A 17,022-nucleotide genomic window follows, 5' to 3' on the forward strand; every position below is an offset into this window, starting at 1 on the left:
CAAAGCAAAGGCCGCCGGAAATTCATCCGGCGGCCTTCGCTTGATCTTTTCCTAAACGCTTCAGCTGGCCATGCGCATCTTCTGCGCCATGGCGCCGAGACCGGAAGACGAACTGCCGGAGATCTTGAAGCCGCGGATCAGGTTCAGCAGATCTTCCGTATCGTTGGCAAGCGCCTCGGCCGAGGCGGTGGTTTCCTCCGCCATGGCGGCATTGTGCTGGGTGGCGGCATCGAGCTGGTTCATCGACGACGAGATCGAGCGCAGGGTCGTGTCCTGCTCGGTCGCCGAATGGGCGATCTTGGTGACGATGTCGCTGGCCGCCTTGATCTGGTCGGAGATGCGCTTCAGCGCCTGGCCGGCCTCGCCGACCAGCTGCACGCCGTTCTGCACCTGGCCGGACGAGCGGGAAATCTGTTCCTTGATTTCCTTGGCGGCCGCTGCCGAGCGCTGGGCGAGCTCGCGCACTTCCTGGGCAACGACGGCAAAGCCCTTGCCGCTTTCGCCGGCTCGCGCCGCCTCGACGCCGGCATTCAGCGCCAGCAGGTTGGTCTGGAAGGCGATTTCGTCGATCACGCCGATGATCTTGGTGATCTCGGCCGAGGACTGCTCGATGCCGCTCATGGCGCTGATGGCCTGTGCCACCACGGCGTCGGAGCGCGACGCTTCGGTCGACACATTGGTGACCCGCTTGGCGGCTTCCTGGGCACCGTCGGCGGTCTGACGGACAGCCACGGTCAATTCGTCGAGCGCCGCGGACGTTTCTTCCAGATTGGCGGCCTGGCGTTCGGTGCGTTGCGACAGTTCATTGGAAGCGCGGCGGATCTCTTCCTTCGAGCCCGAGATGTCGATACCCTTGGAATTGACCTTGGCCATGGCGGCTTCCAGATGGCTCAGGGCTTCGTTGAAATTGTCGCGCAGGGTTGCGTATTTCGGGCCGAGATCGGCGCAGCGCACCGTCAGGTCGCCCGTTGCCAGCTGTTCGAGCGACACGCCGATGGTGGCGACGACGCGGGACTGCTGCGCGGCCTCGCTTTGCTGCATGTCGATGTTCTGCTGGCGCTCGCTGTCGATAACGAGTTGCTGCTCCTCCTGCCGGCGCACCATGGCATGGCGCTCGCGCACCTTTTCCTGCAGCGACTGGGTCGCCTTGGCCATCATGCCGACCTCGTTGCCCATATCCGTGTGCGGAATGGCGATGGCGACATTCTCGTCGGCCACGGCTTCCAGCGCATTATGGATGGCGGTCAGCGGCTTGGTGATCCCGCGGATCACGAAGAAGGCGGCCGTCAGGCCGATGACGAAGACGGTCAGGCCGATGCCGATTGCCTTGATGGCCGTGGCGCGCACCTGGGCTTCCAGATCGTCGATATAAACGCCGGTGCCGATCACGACCTTCCAGGGTTCATAGGCCAGCGAATAGGCGGCCTTCTTGAACACGTTGCCGCTCGCATCCCCCGGCTTTTCCCAGTAATATTCGGTGCGGCCGCCACCGTTGCGGCCCTTGGCGATCATGTCTTCGCGGAACAGGTTGCCCATTTTGTCAGGCTGGCCCTTCTGCTGCAGGCCGACCTGCTTCTGGACCGGATGGAACACCATCGTCACGTCGTAGTCGAGACCGAACAGGTAACCGTTGGGCTCGTACTTTACCGAGGTCAACGTCCGGAAGGCCTGGGCCTGCGCTTCTGCCGGGGTCATCTCGCCGGCCTTCGCCCGCTCGTCGTAAGCCTTGATAATGGAAATGCCGGCTTCCACCTGGGTGCGCAGCATGTCGAAACGTTCAGTATAGATCGCGTCGGCTGCCGAGCGGATCTGGAAATAGGTAGCAACTGTGAAAGCGACCATCAGGCCACCGATGAGCAGAAACAGTTGAAGTGAAATTTTCAGGTTTTTCATATGTCCTCCGGAAATAAATTACTCTCCGGAGCGGTATTCTACCGCGGATGGGTATGACGGAAATGCCAATACCCGTTGTTCGCATCATGCATCTTCCGGTATCAGGGCTAAGCTGCGTCCGTGTAGTAAATATATGCTTAAGTGAAACCTATGAATTAGGGTTTGTTATAAATTGGGAAATGCAAACAGGGGTCAATATTAAAGCGCTTTGAAGATGAAGTATCGCGTATAGGTAGAGTTATATTTATTGCTTTCGGATGGAAAAGTCGGGGTTGTTCAAGGCTGTGGCGAGAAAGTGCGCTTTTCCACATGAATGCGCCCCCGCTTTTGAGGGCGGAGGCGCATTTGCCCGCTTTGCAGCGGAACCCCTACAGCCCGGATCGTATGGCTGGGTGGGGCAGGGAATGAGGCATCTGTTACGGCAGGCGAAGCGTGAAGCCCGAAGTGTCGAGAGCGGCTGGTGGTGCGTCCATCGGTGGTGTGCCCATGCCGGCCTGCATCGGCCGGGCATTGACCGCCGACGTCGTGGCGGCCGGATCGATGCCGTCACCCGTCATGCCTTTGGTCGCCAACATGCCGCCTTCGGCCAGCCAGCCATCGGCCTTGCTGACGAACACCACCGGCGAGCCGCCCATCCAGGCCTCGGTCCGGCGCATCGTCGCAACGCCACCGACATCTTCGATCTCGACCGTCTGGGTGCCGGTGGCAAGGCTCGGCACGATGTAGTTCGGCTTGCGGGTATCGGCGGATGGCGGCGGGCAGTCGGTGCAACGCATGGTGATGATGCTGTGGCTGCTGCCGGAGGCCGGCGTCACGACTTCAATCGATGACGCAAGCACCGGACCGCTGCTCAATACGGCAAAGGCTGTCAGGATCAGATGGCGCATCAACTCTACTCCGCTTGATTGTCAAGAGAAGAATAGCGCGCAGTCGTTTCCATCCCGTCAGGGAGACCGGTAAATTTTGAGCTAATCGTCGTTTTATTCCCGCCCTGGGGCGGTTGTTCAGAGCGTTTCCCGCGCCACGGCACGCCAGCCGATATCGCGCCGGCAAAAGCCGTTGTCCCAGGTCACCCCGTCCACAAGCCCATAGGCGCGGGACTGCGCTTCAGCCACCGTGCCGCCCGTCGCGGTCGCGTTCAGCACGCGGCCGCCGGTCGCCACCAGCGCGCCGTCCCTCAGCGCTGTGCCGGCATGAAACACCTTTGCGCCCTCTGCCTCGGCCGGCAGGGCGCCGATCGGCGTGTTCTTGGCATAGCTGCCCGGATAGCCCTTGGAGGCCAGCACGACGGTCAGCGCCGGATCGTCGCTCCACTCTGCCGTCACCTGGTCCAGCGTGCCGGTCGCCGAGGCAAAAAGCAGCGGCAGAAGATCGCTTTTCAGCCGCATCATCAGCACCTGGCATTCCGGATCGCCGAACCGCACATTGTATTCGATCAGTTCCGGACCCTTCTCGGTGATCATCAGGCCGGCGAAAAACACCCCGGAAAACGGCATGCCGCTGTCGGCCATGCCGCGCATGGTCGGCTCGATGATCTCCTTCATGGTGCGCTCGACCAGTTCGGGCGTCATGACAGGGGCCGGCGAATAGGCGCCCATGCCGCCGGTATTGGGTCCGGTATCGCCGTCGCCAACCCGCTTGTGGTCCTGGGCGGTCGCCAGTGGCAACAATGTCTTGCCGTCGCACAGGCAGAAGAAGCTCGCCTCCTCGCCGTCCAGGAACGCCTCGACCACGACTTCCGCGCCGGCCGCACCAAAGGCGCCCTCGAAACAATCGTCGACGGCGGCCAGCGCCTCCTCCACGGTCATCGCCACCGTCACGCCCTTGCCGGCGGCAAGGCCATCGGCCTTGATGACGATCGGCGCGCCCTGCGCGCGGATATAGGCCTTGGCCTTCGGCGCATTGTTGAAGCGCTGATAGGCGCCGGTCGGGATATCGTATCTGGCGCAGATATCCTTGGTGAAGCCCTTGGAGCCTTCCAGCTGGGCAGCCGTCGCCGATGGGCCGAACGTGGCAATGCCGGCGGCGCGCAGCACGTCGGCCAGACCCGCCACCAGCGGCGCTTCCGGGCCGACGACCACGAAATCGATTGCCGTGTCGCGGCAGAAGGACAGCACGGCGGCATGATCGTCCGTATCGATCGCGGCGATCGTCGCATGTTCGGCAATGCCCGGATTGCCGGGGGCGGCAAAGAGGGTTGTCAAAAGGGGCGATTGCGCAAGCTTCCAGGCGAGCGCATGCTCGCGGCCGCCCGATCCGATCAACAGAACTTTCATCGCTCGCCCTCCGAATGCCATGATTGTCGGCGGTTAAGGGTAGGGCGCGCAAAGGTCAAGCGGAAAGCGGCGTTTGCGGCCGTCCACGCTTTCCTGTGGACCGGACCTGCGCTTCGTTGCCTTGCACGCCGTCGCCGCTATGGTCGCGGCTCGCATTTTTTGAGGAAACTGGGAATCATATGGCTGACGACTTGAAATCCATCGCCGCGATCATCGCCTCCGAGATCAATGCCCGTACCGATCAGGTGATGGCGGCCGTGGGGCTTCTCGACGAGGGCTCGACCGTTCCCTTCATTGCCCGTTACCGCAAGGAAATCACCGGCGGGCTGGACGATACGCAACTGCGCAATCTCGCCGAGCGGCTGACCTATCTGCGCGAGTTCAACGCACGGCGCAAATCCATCGTCGAATCGATCACCAGCCAGGGTAAGATGACCGACGAGCTGATGGGCAAGATCTTCAAGGTGGTCACCAAGGCCGAGCTTGAGGATATCTATCTGCCCTTCAAGCCCAAGCGCCGCACCCGCGCCGAAATCGCCCGCGAAAAGGGCCTCGGCCCGCTTGCCGAAGCGATCCTCGCCGACCGCGGTTCGGATCCGGTGAAGCTGGCAGAGGCCTACATCAAGGACGAGGTGCCGGATGCCAAGGCAGCCCTTGAAGGCGCCCGCGACATCATCGCCGAAGGCATGTCGGAAAATGCCGATCTGCTGAAGACGCTACGTACCTATCTGAAGGACAAGGCCTTCCTTTACTCCAAGGTCGTCGCCGGCAAGGAGCAGGCCGGCGAGAAATTCGCCGATTATTTCGATCATTCCGAGCGCTGGGCCACCGCGCCCGGCCACCGCGCGCTGGCCATGCTGCGCGGCTGGAACGAGGAAATCCTCACCCTGTCGATCGAGGCCGACAAGGACGATCCGGCGCCGATCAAGCCGGCCCACCGCACCATCGCCGCCGCTTACCAGATCGGTCAGAAAGGCCCGGCCGACCTCTGGTTGATGGAGGTCGCCGGCTGGACCTGGCGGGTCAAGCTCTCGATGTCGCTGTCGCTCGATCTGATGCGCGACCTGCGCGAGCGGGCGGAAGAAGAGGCGATCCACGTCTTTGCCCGCAACCTGAAGGACCTGCTGCTGGCAGCCCCGGCCGGCTCACGCCCTACCATGGGCCTCGATCCGGGCATCCGCACCGGCGTCAAGGTGGCGGTGATCGACGGCACCGGCAAGGTGCTCGACACCACCACGGTCTATCCGTTCCCGCCGCGCAACGACATCCGCGGCGCCCAGGCCGACCTGGCAGCACTCGTGCGCAAGCACAAGGTGGAGCTGATCTCGATCGGCAACGGCACCGGCAGCCGCGAGACGGAAAAGCTGGTCGCCGACATGCTGACCTCCCTGCCGGCCCCCAAGCCGACGAAAGTCATCGTCTCGGAAGCCGGCGCCTCGGTCTATTCGGCCTCGGAAACCGCCGCCAAGGAGTTTCCGGACCTTGACGTGTCGCTGCGCGGCGCCGTCTCGATCGCCCGCCGCCTGCAGGATCCGCTGGCCGAACTGGTCAAGATCGAGCCGAAATCGATCGGCGTCGGCCAGTACCAGCACGATGTCGACCAGGCCCGGCTCGGCCGCTCGCTTGATGCCGTGGTGGAAGATGCGGTGAACGCCGTCGGCGTCGATCTCAACACCGCTTCCGCGCCGCTGCTGGCCCGCGTCTCCGGTCTCGGCGGCTCGATCGCCGAGGCGATCGTCAATCATCGCGACCAGGAGGGCCCGTTTGCCACCCGCAAGGACCTGCTGAAGGTCGCCCGGCTCGGCAACCGCACCTTCGAACAATGCGCCGGCTTCCTGCGCATTCCGAACGGCAAGGAGCCGCTCGACGCCTCCTCCGTGCATCCCGAAGCCTATGGCGTCGCCAAGAAGATCGTTGCCGCCTGCGGCCGCGACCTACGCTCGCTGATGGGCGACAGCGTCGCGCTGAAGGCGGTCGATCCACGCCGCTTCGTCGACGAGCAATTCGGCCTGCCGACCGTCAAGGACATCCTCGCCGAACTCGAAAAGCCGGGCCGCGACCCGCGCCCGAGCTTCAAGACCGCGACCTTTGCCGAAGGTATCGACGAAATCACCGACCTGAAGCCGGGCATGTCGCTGGAAGGCACCGTCACCAATGTCGCCGCCTTCGGCGCCTTCGTCGATATCGGCGTGCATCAGGACGGGCTGGTGCATGTCTCCCAGCTTGCCGATCGTTTCGTCAAGGATCCCCATGACGTGGTGAAGGCCGGCGATGTCGTCCGGGTCCGCGTCGTCGAGGTGGACGTCAAGCGCAAGCGCATCGCGCTGACCATGCGCAAGGATGGCGGCGAGGCGGAAGCGCCCTCCATGCGCGATCCGCGCGGCTCGGCCAATGCCATGCGCCACGCCAGCGCCAAGCCGGCCGGCAAGCCCGAAGCGCCTGCCATGGGCGGCCTTGGCGCAGCCCTTGCCGAAGCCATGCGCAAGAAGTGAGTGGCCAAAGGCCGGCACGGCAAGGGTCGATGCCGGCCTCTTTCGGATGACGCTTATATGAAGCGGCGCCTCTTGCTTGCAGATTGAAACGCGGTAGTTTTTGAAGGAGCTTCTGCAAGACATCGGTTTCAGGCACAGGTGTATGTATGGCCTCTTCTCTGCGTCGCATGCTGGCAAGGATCATCAGGACCGGAACGCTGGAGGTGACCGGCGCGGATGGCCGAAGACAGAGGTTCGGCGATGGGACGGGCAGGGCGGTGGCGATCCGCTTTTCAGATGATGCCGCCGAGCGCGAGATTGCCGCCGATCCGCAGCTGAAGCTCGGCGAGATCTACATGGAAGGCCGCCTGACCTTCGACAGTGGCGACATCTACGATCTGCTCGCCCTGGTCAAATCGAACACGCTGGCCGAAGACCTGACCTTCGGCATGATCTGGCGCGGCGTCGTGCGACTGCTGCTGACCCGCCTGAAGGGGCTGCTGCCGATCAACCGCAACCGGGAAAACGTCGCCCATCACTACGATCTGAGCGCAAAGCTGTTCGATCTGTTCCTTGATGCCGACTGGCAATATTCCTGCGCCTATTTCCACCCGCCCGCCATTTCCCTCGACGAGGCGCAGGTGGCCAAGAAACGCCATATCGTCGCCAAACTGCTGCCGGAGCCCGGCCAGCGCATACTGGAGATCGGCTCCGGCTGGGGCGGCATGGCCATGTATCTGGCGGAGTCCTCCGGTGTTCATGTCAGCGGTATCACGCTCAGCGAAGAGCAACTGAAGGTGTCGCGGCTGCGCGCCGAAAAGCGTGGCCTGGCGAGCCGCGTGCGCTTCGACCTGCAGGACTACCGCACCCTGAAGGACGAGCCCTACGACCGGATCGTTTCGGTCGGCATGTTCGAACATGTCGGGCCTGCCCATTACCGCGACTATTTCGCCAAGGTGGCGGAATTGCTGAAGCATGACGGCGTGATGCTGCTGCATTCGATCGGCCAGCCCTATCCGTCGCGGGTCAACAATCCGTTCTTCGAGAAATACATCTTTCCCGGCGGCTATATTCCCTCGCTCGCCGAGGTCATGCCGGCCATCGAGGCATCCGGCCTGCTGGTGCGCGATATCGAGATCCTGCCCTGGCACTATGCCCACACGCTGCGCCACTGGCGGCAACGCTTCCTGGCACGAAAGGAGGAGGTTCTGGCCCTCTATGACGAGCGTTTCGTGCGCATGTGGGAATTCTATCTGGCCGGCTCGGAAATGGCCTTCACCCATGAAAATTTCTTCATCTTCCAGATCCAGCTGGCCCGGACCAACTCTGCGACGCCGGACAATCGCAGCTATATTGCCGAGCGCGAACAGGCCCTTGCCGCTTTCGATGCCACCCGGCCACCTCTGGAAAAAGTCGTGTTCTAGAGCGCCGGGAAGCACATCTAGCCATTGTCTTGAGGCCCGCAGGCGATAGGGTGGTGACCTCGCAGGCAAGCCGGATGGAGGCACTATGGACGTCGGACATGACACAAGCCAACTCGAAATGGTCGTGCTGATGACGCCGGACATGGCCAATTTCAGCGGCAAGGTGCATGGCGGTGCGCTTCTCAACCTGCTCGATCGCGTCGCCTTTTCCTGCGCCTCGCGCTATTCCCAGCAATATGCCGTGACGCTGTCGGTCGATCAGGTCGTCTTCCGTCAGCCGATCCATGTCGGCGAACTCGTCACCTTCCGCGCCGCGGTCAATTACGCCGGGCGCACCTCGATGGAAATCGGCATCCGTGTCGAGGCGGAGAATATTCGCACCGGCGAGCGGCGACACACCAATTCCTGCTATTTCACCATGGTCGCGGTCGATGCCGAAGGTCGCCCGACGGCCATCCCCGCCTATGCCCCCAAGACCGAGATCGCCCATCAACGCCAGCGCGCCGCAGAAGTCCGCCGCAGCCTGCGCCTCGAATTCGAAGCCCGCTTCAACGCTGCCGCCTCGCCGCCGAAGGGGTAAGGCGGCGATGGATGCCCGAGCTCGACATGAGGGGTCTTGCCGACCTTCAACGGGTGTCAGATCTGTTCCATTTTCCAGAACTTTGTTCTAACACTCTGACCATGGACACAACAGACGAACACGCCGGACGCGTTGCCGATGCACCTTCCGACAATTGGGTTTACCGGGTGCTGCCGCGCGCTGCCTGGCCTTATGCGCAGCTGGCGCGATGGGACAGGCCGATCGGCTGGCAATTGCTGCTCTGGCCGTGCCTGTGGTCCTCGGCGCTGGCTGCCAATGCGCTGGCCGCCGATGGCCGGCTTGATATCGCGCTGTTCGTCGGTCAACTCGTGCTGTTTTTCATCGGCGCAGTGGCCATGCGCGGCGCCGGCTGCACCTATAACGACCTGGTCGACCACGGCATCGACATGGAGGTGGCGCGCACACGCTCGCGGCCGCTGCCGTCCGGCCGCGTCAAGCGCTGGCAGGCCAAGCTGTTTGTCGGCGTACAGGCCCTGGTCGGGCTGGCCGTGCTGCTGTGCTTCAACCCCTTCACCATCGTGCTCGGCATTCTGTCGCTGGGCATCGTGGCGATCTATCCGTTTGCCAAGCGCTTTACCGACTGGCCGCAATTCTTCCTCGGGCTTGCCTTTTCCTGGGGCGCGCTGATGGGATGGGCCGGCCTGACCGGTTCCCTGTCTGTCGCCGCCGTCCTGCTCTATGGGGCAGCAATCGCCTGGACCATCGGCTATGACACCATCTATGCCCATCAGGACACCGAGGACGATGCGCTGATCGGCGTGCGCTCGACCGCCCGCCTGTTCGGCGACAACACAAGGCAATGGCTGGTCGGCCTCTATGGCCTGACGCTCATGCTGCTTTTGCTGTCCTTCCTGTTGGCCGGCGTCGGGCTGCTGGCCTATCTGGGCCTGGCTGTGGCCGCCGTGATGTTCGCCTACCAGATTGCCGTGCTCAATATTCACGATCCGGCCCAGTGCCTGGCGCTGTTCAAGTCCAACGGCCGCGTCGGTGCCATCCTGTTTGCCGGCCTGCTGCTTGCCCTGCCGTTTGCCTGATCGCGACCGAGAGACCTGATTTCGGCGCCCTGACCGGAGCCGGCCGCGCATGCGTATTGAATATGACTTGAAAATAGGGTACCCCCCTATGCTATGAGCCATACCGTCAAGCACAAGACCAAGCTGCTGGCCCGCATCCGTCGGATGAAGGGGCAGATCGAGGCGATCGAGACCGCGCTGCTTTCTGAAGCGCCGTGCGGCGACATTCTCAACATGGTCGCCTCGGTGCGGGGTGCCGCCACGGGGCTGACGGCGGAACTGATCGAGGACCATATCCGCGAGCATGTGGTCAATCCGGATCGGGAGGAAGACGCCGACCGGGCCAAGGGTGCAGCCGATCTCATCGAGGTCATCAGGAGCTATCTGAAATGAGCGATCATCATCACGACGGCCATTCCCATCCCCACCCCAACCGCGGCGCCAAGCGTCTGGCCAGCCGCCATGACCACATGTTCCTCGGCGACGACCACGAGCGCAATGCGCGCCGCACCTGGATCGTCATCGCCATCACCGCGACGATGATGGTGCTGGAAATCGTGGCCGGCTCGCTGTTCGGCTCGATGGCCCTGACGGCCGATGGCTGGCATATGGCAACCCATGCCGGCGCGATCCTGATCGCAGCCCTTGCCTATCATTATGCCCGCCGCAATGTCGGCAATCCGGATTTCACCTTCGGGACCGGTAAGTTCGGCGATCTGGCCGCCTTCGCCAGCGCCATCATCCTCGGCATCGTGGCATTGCTGATCGGCTGGGAAAGCCTGATGCGGCTGCGCGCCCCGGTGTCGATCGATTTCAACGAGGCCATCCTGGTGGCGGTGCTTGGCCTTGCGGTCAATCTGGTCTGTGCCTGGCTACTGAAGGACGATCACGGCCATCATCATGGCCACGGATCTCATGCTCATCATTCTGCCGGAGCCCATAGCCACGATCATCACCATGATCACCCCCATGGGCATGATCATGCCGCACATAGCACGCATCACGATCACGCCAACGACGGGCGGGAAAGCCACGCCGGCCGCGATCAGAACCTGCGCGCTGCCTACCTGCATGTGCTGGCCGATGCGTTGACATCGGTTCTCGCCATCGCGGCGCTGGTGGCCGGCACGATCTACGGCTGGCTGTGGCTCGATCCGGTGATCGGCATGGTCGGCGCTCTGGTCATTGCCCGCTGGTCCTTCGGCCTCATCCGCGATTCCGGTGCTGTGCTGCTCGACCGGCTGCCCTCGGACGATCATCTGTCAGCCGATATTCGCGATATCCTTGAGAAGGATGGCGCCGAGATCGCCGATCTGCATGTCTGGCAGCTTGGTCCCGGCCATCACGGCGCCATTGTCTCGCTGAACGCCGCCGCACCCCGTGCCCCGTCCTACTACCGGGAACGGCTGGCGCCGCTGAAGAACCTGTCCCATGTGACGGTCGAGGTGGAGCTGAAAAGCGCCTGAACTAAACATTTGCCCAATGGACAAAGCCCGGATCGGCTGTCTGCCGATCCGGGCTTTGTCGATTTAGGGCGAAATGGTGGGACCAACTCAGGTCCGGGCGATGATTTCCTTGCCGGAAATCTTCATCGTCACGCCGAGGCTGCCGGTACTGCGGCGCACCAGGAAGCGCGGCCGGCGGGCGGCGAAATAGGAATGGCGGCGGCGCGGCTTGGCGGCCTGCGCCCTGACGTCGCCGAGATGCTCCTCGAGCGGCCGGGCTACGCCATCGGCCTCGATCATCAGCATGGGAATGCGGAAGGCGTCCGACCAGCCGCGCCAGTCGGCGGCAATGTCGCAGAGGTCATGGGCGACCAGCAGCGGAATGCACAGGTCAGGATCGTCGTGATGCAGTTCCAGTGTCACGGTAACCTCGCCGTCGCCATGGTCGATCGCCCGGGCGGCGACGCCCTTGAAAGCGCGGGCCGGCAGGGCGAAGGACAGCGGCAACCCGCTGGAGGGAAGGATCTTGCGCAGCACCGCGCCGCGCTCGTCGATCGTTATGGTGACATCGCCGGTCGTTCCACGCAATGCGTAAGTGACCTGTTGCGGAAAGCGCTTCGGGTCGAGCCGCAACGTTGCGCCTGCCCATGCAGGCTTCATAACGGTGTTTGTCATCAATAATACCCTTGTTTTACCTCGAGAGCCTGTTCGGCTTGCTCTTCGGGACTTTTCGTCCTCTGAGGGTCAAGATAGCGCCGCCCCCTTCCGGACAGCTTAAAAATCGCGGTTAAAAAAACTTTGCCATGCCAAATGGTTAGCGAATTGGGGCGTATAACGGTTTCGAACTGGTGAACGTGATTCGCAAAGTTCGAACGATCGAGCATGCGAAAAGCCACGGACAAGCCTCGCAGCGGATACTCCGCCAGCCGGTCCGCAGCCCAAGGGAAATGCACGAAAATGGTCTCCACCTATCTGAGCTATGATCTTGTCGCCCGTGATATGAAGGCCAGCCTCGATCGCGTCGGCAGCAGCAATCAGGTCCAGCGGGAGGCCGAGTATTACAAGGAGAATATCGGCAAGGTCACCACGGTCGATGAGTTTCTCGACGACTACCGGCTCTATTCCTATGCGATGAAGGCCCACGGCCTTGAAGAGATGACCTATGCCAAGGCCTTCATGAAGAAGGTGCTGGAAAGCGATCTGTCAGATGAAAACAGCTATGCCAACAAGCTGTCCGACGACCGCTATCGTACCTTTGCCACAGCATTCACCTTTTCCACGGCGACCACCGATGCCCAATCGGACAGTCAGGAAGACGAGATGATCGGCCTTTACAAACAGGCCCTGGCGGATGAAGGCACCGAGGTCGAAGAGGAAGTCGCCTATTATAGCGAGGCCGTCGACAATGTTCAGACGGTCAGCGATCTGCTCAACAATTCGCGGCTGCGCAATTTCGTGCTCGATGCCTTCGAGCTCGACAGCACCTATTATTCCGTTGATTTTCTGACCTCTGTCTTGACGAGCGATGTCAGCGACCCCTCAAGCTTTGTCAACCAGGCCGGCAATGAGGACTATGTCGCCCTGGCTTCGGCCTTCGGTTTCAATGCCGACGGCACCATCTCCGGCGCCACGGCTCAGACCGCTGCCCAGAAGACGTCGGTCGAGGAACTTTATCTCGATGTCGTGCCGTCCTACACCATCCCCTATATCGCCGAGCGCGAACAGGCCTATTACGAATCCAAGATCGCCACGATCACCAATGTCGACGAGCTGACCAATGACAGCCGGCTGTTCAACTATGTCAAGACGGCCTTCCAGCTGCCGGCGACCACCTTGAAGGCGACCTTCTCCAATATCGTCACCAGCGACCTTTCCGACCCCAACAATTATGCCCAGCAGCAGGGCGGCTCGGCCTATACCAGCATCGCCGCGATGTTCAATTTCGAGACGGATGGCACGGTCGTCGCCGGTTCTGCCCAGAGCGCCACCCAGCTGGAGCGTACCAATACGGCCTATCTCAGCCACTATGACGATGCCGATCAGGAAGATCTGGATGATCTGGTTGATTTTTATTCAACCCAGATGAGCTCGGTCGAGACGGTCGATGACCTGCTGGGCAACTCGAGAATGTACGCCATGTTGCTCAAGGCCTATGATCTGGAGGAAGGCGAAGTCTCCAAGGCCAATCTGCGCCGCGTCCTGACCAGCGACCTGACCGATCCCAAGAGCTATGCCAACAAGACCAAGGACGAGCGGCTGATCAGCATGGCCGGCGCCTTCAATTTTTCGTCCGAAGGCGAGGCGACGGCGCCGCTGCTGGCCCAGTCGCAAATCGCCATTACCGATATCGCCAAGAGCTACATCGTCAACAAGACCCGCCTGCTGGAAGATCCGGAGAAGGAAACGGCAAAGACCGCAGCGACCGAGGAATCCACCTATTACCAGGAAACCGTCATCGGCATCCGGACCGTCGAAGAACTGCTGGAGGATCCGCGGCTGGTGGATTTCCTGCTGATCTCCAAGGGACTGGATCCCGAAGAGGTCGACGACGAGTTCATGCAGCAGCTGTTCGCCTCCGACCTGGAGGATCCCAAGAGCTTTGCCAATAGCCAGGCCGACGAGCGCTACGCCGAAATCGTCGCGTCCTTCAATTTCGATAGCGAGGGCAAGCTGACCTCCGACACCGTCGGCACCGTCCAGCAGCGCGGCGCCGTTCTGGAAACCCAGAACCTTTATCTGCACCAGACCATGGAAGAAGAGCAGGGCGACAGCAATGCCGGCGTCCGCCTGGCGCTCTACTGGGAGCGCATGGCACCGACCATCAACACCGCCTATGATATTCTCGGCGACAACGCTTTGCTGCAGACCTTCCGCACTGCCTTTGGCTATACCGCCGATTTCAGCAGCCTGGACATCGACAAGCAGGCGGCTTTGGTCGAGAAGAACCTTGATCTCGAAGAATTGCAGGATCCGGAAAAGGTCAAGAAATTCCTGCAACGCTTCACTTCGATGTATGACATAGACAATGTCGACACCTCATCGGGGGCTCTCAGCGTCTTGACCAATAGCGGCTCGGTCGGCATCAGCGCCGATCTGCTGATGTCGATCTCACAGCTGAAAAGCGGCTGACGCGGGGCGTTCGATCAAATTTTAGAATTGTTCGAATTCGTGGCCGGGCGGCTCTTGCCCGGCCATTTCTTTTCCGATATCGATATATCCATAGAGATATATCGATCGTTGAAACAATGGAGAGTCTTTCATGAGGAACGCTTCCCGGCGCGGTTTTTTCGCGCGGATTCTTGTCATTGCCTCGGCCCTGGTTCTGCCCCCGGTTTCAGGGGTTTTTGCTGCCGAGCCTGTCACCGTCTTTGCCGCCGCCAGCCTGAAGGACGTGCTCGGCACGATCGCCGAGGACTGGAAGAGCGAAACCGGCGGGACGGTCGTTCTGTCCTTTGCCGCGAGTTCCGCGCTTGCCAAGCAGATCGAGGAGGGCGCTCCGGCCGATCTGTTCATCTCCGCCGATCTCAAATGGATGGATTATCTCGCCAAGGCCGATCAGCTGGTGGCCGATACCCGCACCGACCTGCTCGGCAACCGCATCGTGCTTGTCGCCCCGGCTGAAGCAACCGCGACCGTTCATATCGAAAAGAGCTTTCCGCTTGCCGATCTGCTCGGCGATGGCCATCTGGCCATGGGCAATACCGATGCGGTGCCGGCCGGCGTCTATGGCAAGGCGGCGCTGGAGGCGCTCGGCGTCTGGGATAGCGTCAAGGACAAGGTCGCACAGGCGGAGAATGTCCGTGCCGCCCTGCTGCTGGTGTCGCGCCAGGAAGCGCCGCTCGGTATCGTCTACGAGACCGATGCCAAGGCCGACCCGAAGGTCAAGGTGCTTGACCGCTTCCCCGAGGACAGCCACCCGGCGATCATCTATCCGGCCGCCGTTCTGAAGCAGGCGAAAGGCCCCGAGGCCAAGGAATTCCTCGCCTATCTGCAGTCCGCCAAGGCCCATGCCATATTCACCGATGCCGGCTTCACGGTCCTGAGCAAGACCAACTGAAGCAGGCGACGCGTGATCCTGACGGACGAAGAAATCACGGCAATGCTGTTGAGCCTGAAGGTGGCGGCCACCGCCGTCGCCTTCTCGCTGCCGCTCGGCATTGCAGTCGCCTACTTGCTGTCGCGGCGCGACTTTTGGGGCAAGACCTTGCTGAACGGGCTGGTCCATTTGCCGCTCATCATGCCACCGGTGGTCACCGGTTATCTGCTGCTGCTGAGCTTCGGGCGCAAAGGCGCGATCGGCGCCTTTCTCGATCAATGGTTCGGTCTGGTGTTTTCCTTTCGCTGGACGGGGGCGGCCCTGGCCGCGGCCGTCATGGGCTTCCCGCTGATGGTGCGCGCCATCCGCCTGTCGCTGGACGGTGTCGACCGGCGGCTGGAAACGGCGGCCGCCACGCTCGGCGCCAATCCGCCGTCTGTCTTTGCCACCGTCACCCTGCCGCTGATCCTGCCGGGCATTTTTGCCGGCTCCGTGCTGGCCTTTGCCAAGGCCATGGGCGAGTTCGGCGCCACCATCACCTTCGTCTCCAACATTCCCGGCGAAACCCAGACGCTGGCCTCCGCCATCTACACCTATACCCAGGTGCCGGGCGGCGATGCCGCCGCGCTGCGACTGACGGCGATTTCGATCGCCCTTTCGCTGGCAGCCCTGGTCGGATCGGAAATCCTGGCGCGCCGTATGGCGGCAAGGCTGGGCGCACCATGACGCTGGAGATCGACATCCGCCATCGCCAGGGCGCATTCGAACTGTCGGCCAAGGTCGAGGTCGGGGCCGGGTTGACGGCCCTGTTCGGCCCTTCCGGTTCGGGAAAAACCACCCTCGTCAACCTTGTGGCCGGACTGGCGAGGGCCGATGAAGGGCGCATCGCCTTTTCCGGCGATGTTTGGAGCGATCATCGCTCAGGCGTCTTCGTGCCGCCGCACCGCCGCCGCATCGGCTATGTCTTCCAGGAAGGCCGGCTGTTTCCGCATCTCACCGTGCGCGGCAACTTGGCTTATGGCACCCGTTTCGCGCCGCGCCATGAGCCCGGAGAAACCCTCGACCGGGTCGCCGCCCTGCTGCGTCTCGGGCCGCTGCTCGACCGCCGCCCGTCCCATCTCTCCGGCGGCGAGAAGCAACGCGTGGCACTCGGCCGGGCGCTGATGGCCAAGCCTCGCCTGTTGTTGATGGACGAGCCGCTGTCGGCCCTCGACAATGATCTGAAGGCGGCCATCCTGCCGGATATCGAGCGGATCCGCGACGAAGCCGGCATCCCCATTCTCTATGTCAGCCATTCGATCGAGGAGGTGACGCGGCTTGCCACACGGGTTCTGGCCATGAGCGCCGGCCGAACGGTGGCGATCGGCACGCCGGACGAGATCCTCCATGTCGTACCGCGCGCCTCCGGCGACCTGAAGGCCGGCAGTTTCCTGCACGCCATCGTCACCGGCCACAGTCCGGAGGAAGGGCTGACCTTTGCCGAATGCCGGGCCGGGCCGCTGTTCCTGCGGTCCACAGACATCGCCGCCGGCACCCATATCCGCGCCTTTGTCCCCACCAGCGAAATCGTCCTGTCCACCTCCCTGCCGACCGGCATCTCGACGCTCAATCGGCTGACCGGCACGGTCGAGGAAATCGGCGATGCGGGCGCCACCATCATCGTCTCCATCGATTGCAACGGCGATCGGTTGCTGGCCGAGATCACCCGCCGCTCCGCCGCCCATCTCGGACTGACCCACGGCTCTCCGGTGCACCTGCTGTTCAAGACGGTCTCGATCGCCGCCGAAGGCATTTTCCGCACGCCGTAGTTAGCCGATGCGTGAAAAGGGTAGGGAAATCGCCCTGGAAAAACCCCTCCCAAAC

The 17,022-nt window shown here is 62.4% G+C and carries 14 protein-coding genes; 10 read left to right on the plus strand and 4 right to left on the minus strand.

Annotation, left to right across the window (positions count from 1 at the left end; all coding sequences use genetic code 11):
* Positions 1-60 precede the first annotated feature (60 nt).
* The 3 genes from HFC70_RS25340 to purD all read right to left on the minus strand — a co-directional run bounded on the left by HFC70_RS25340 (position 61) and on the right by purD (position 4,169).
* Entirely contained in the window at positions 61-1,893 is a 1,833-nt protein-coding gene (locus HFC70_RS25340; RefSeq protein ID WP_168476100.1) for a methyl-accepting chemotaxis protein, read from the minus strand.
* Between the two features lie 416 nt (positions 1,894-2,309).
* Complete coding sequence (locus HFC70_RS25345; protein ID WP_168476101.1) at positions 2,310-2,780, minus strand: plant virulence effector HPE1-like domain-containing protein; 471 nt, start codon at positions 2,778-2,780, stop codon at positions 2,310-2,312.
* Positions 2,781-2,897: 117 nt separating this feature from the next.
* Positions 2,898-4,169 (minus strand): phosphoribosylamine--glycine ligase, encoded by a 1,272-nt coding sequence (gene purD, locus HFC70_RS25350; RefSeq protein ID WP_168476102.1) that lies wholly within the window; start codon positions 4,167-4,169, stop codon positions 2,898-2,900.
* Positions 4,170-4,348: 179 nt separating this feature from the next.
* On the opposite strand from purD, the gene HFC70_RS25355 reads away from it, so the two are divergent.
* The 6 genes from HFC70_RS25355 to dmeF all read left to right on the plus strand — a co-directional run bounded on the left by HFC70_RS25355 (position 4,349) and on the right by dmeF (position 11,144).
* Positions 4,349-6,661 (plus strand): Tex family protein, encoded by a 2,313-nt coding sequence (locus HFC70_RS25355; RefSeq protein ID WP_168476103.1) that lies wholly within the window; start codon positions 4,349-4,351, stop codon positions 6,659-6,661.
* 146 nt (positions 6,662-6,807) lie between these two features.
* On the plus strand, positions 6,808-8,064 hold the full coding sequence (locus HFC70_RS25360) for a cyclopropane-fatty-acyl-phospholipid synthase family protein (protein WP_168476104.1): 1,257 nt from the start codon (positions 6,808-6,810) through the stop codon (positions 8,062-8,064).
* 85 nt (positions 8,065-8,149) lie between these two features.
* A complete protein-coding gene (locus HFC70_RS25365; protein ID WP_168476105.1) occupies positions 8,150-8,644 on the plus strand; it encodes an acyl-CoA thioesterase in 495 nt (164 codons plus the stop codon).
* 101 nt (positions 8,645-8,745) lie between these two features.
* Positions 8,746-9,699, plus strand: a complete 954-nt coding sequence (ubiA, locus tag HFC70_RS25370) for a 4-hydroxybenzoate octaprenyltransferase (protein ID WP_168476106.1) — start codon at positions 8,746-8,748, stop codon at positions 9,697-9,699.
* A 93-nt stretch (positions 9,700-9,792) separates the two neighbouring features.
* On the plus strand, positions 9,793-10,071 hold the full coding sequence (locus tag HFC70_RS25375; RefSeq protein ID WP_168476107.1) for a metal/formaldehyde-sensitive transcriptional repressor: 279 nt from the start codon (positions 9,793-9,795) through the stop codon (positions 10,069-10,071).
* Positions 10,068-11,144 (plus strand): CDF family Co(II)/Ni(II) efflux transporter DmeF, encoded by a 1,077-nt coding sequence (dmeF, locus tag HFC70_RS25380; RefSeq protein WP_168476108.1) that lies wholly within the window; start codon positions 10,068-10,070, stop codon positions 11,142-11,144. The genes HFC70_RS25375 and dmeF overlap by 4 nt, the downstream gene beginning before the upstream one ends.
* Positions 11,145-11,231: 87 nt before the next feature.
* On the opposite strand, the gene HFC70_RS25385 is transcribed toward dmeF, so the two are convergent.
* Positions 11,232-11,798 (minus strand): DUF6101 family protein, encoded by a 567-nt coding sequence (locus HFC70_RS25385; RefSeq protein WP_168476109.1) that lies wholly within the window; start codon positions 11,796-11,798, stop codon positions 11,232-11,234.
* Between the two features lie 282 nt (positions 11,799-12,080).
* Between HFC70_RS25385 and HFC70_RS25390 the strand changes: the two genes are divergently transcribed.
* The 4 genes from HFC70_RS25390 (at position 12,081) to modC (ending at position 16,967) form a co-directional block, all read left to right on the plus strand.
* On the plus strand, positions 12,081-14,252 hold the full coding sequence (locus HFC70_RS25390; RefSeq protein WP_246735954.1) for a DUF1217 domain-containing protein: 2,172 nt from the start codon (positions 12,081-12,083) through the stop codon (positions 14,250-14,252).
* 130 nt (positions 14,253-14,382) lie between these two features.
* Complete coding sequence (modA, locus tag HFC70_RS25395) at positions 14,383-15,180, plus strand: molybdate ABC transporter substrate-binding protein (RefSeq protein ID WP_168476111.1); 798 nt, start codon at positions 14,383-14,385, stop codon at positions 15,178-15,180.
* Positions 15,181-15,192: 12 nt separating this feature from the next.
* Positions 15,193-15,885 (plus strand): molybdate ABC transporter permease subunit, encoded by a 693-nt coding sequence (modB, locus tag HFC70_RS25400; protein ID WP_168476112.1) that lies wholly within the window; start codon positions 15,193-15,195, stop codon positions 15,883-15,885.
* On the plus strand, positions 15,882-16,967 hold the full coding sequence (modC, locus tag HFC70_RS25405) for a molybdenum ABC transporter ATP-binding protein (protein WP_168476113.1): 1,086 nt from the start codon (positions 15,882-15,884) through the stop codon (positions 16,965-16,967). The genes modB and modC overlap by 4 nt, the downstream gene beginning before the upstream one ends.
* Positions 16,968-17,022: the final 55 nt, after the last annotated feature.

Origin of the sequence: Agrobacterium sp. a22-2, assembly GCF_012276985.1 — a bacterium.
GTDB lineage: Bacteria > Pseudomonadota > Alphaproteobacteria > Rhizobiales > Rhizobiaceae > Allorhizobium.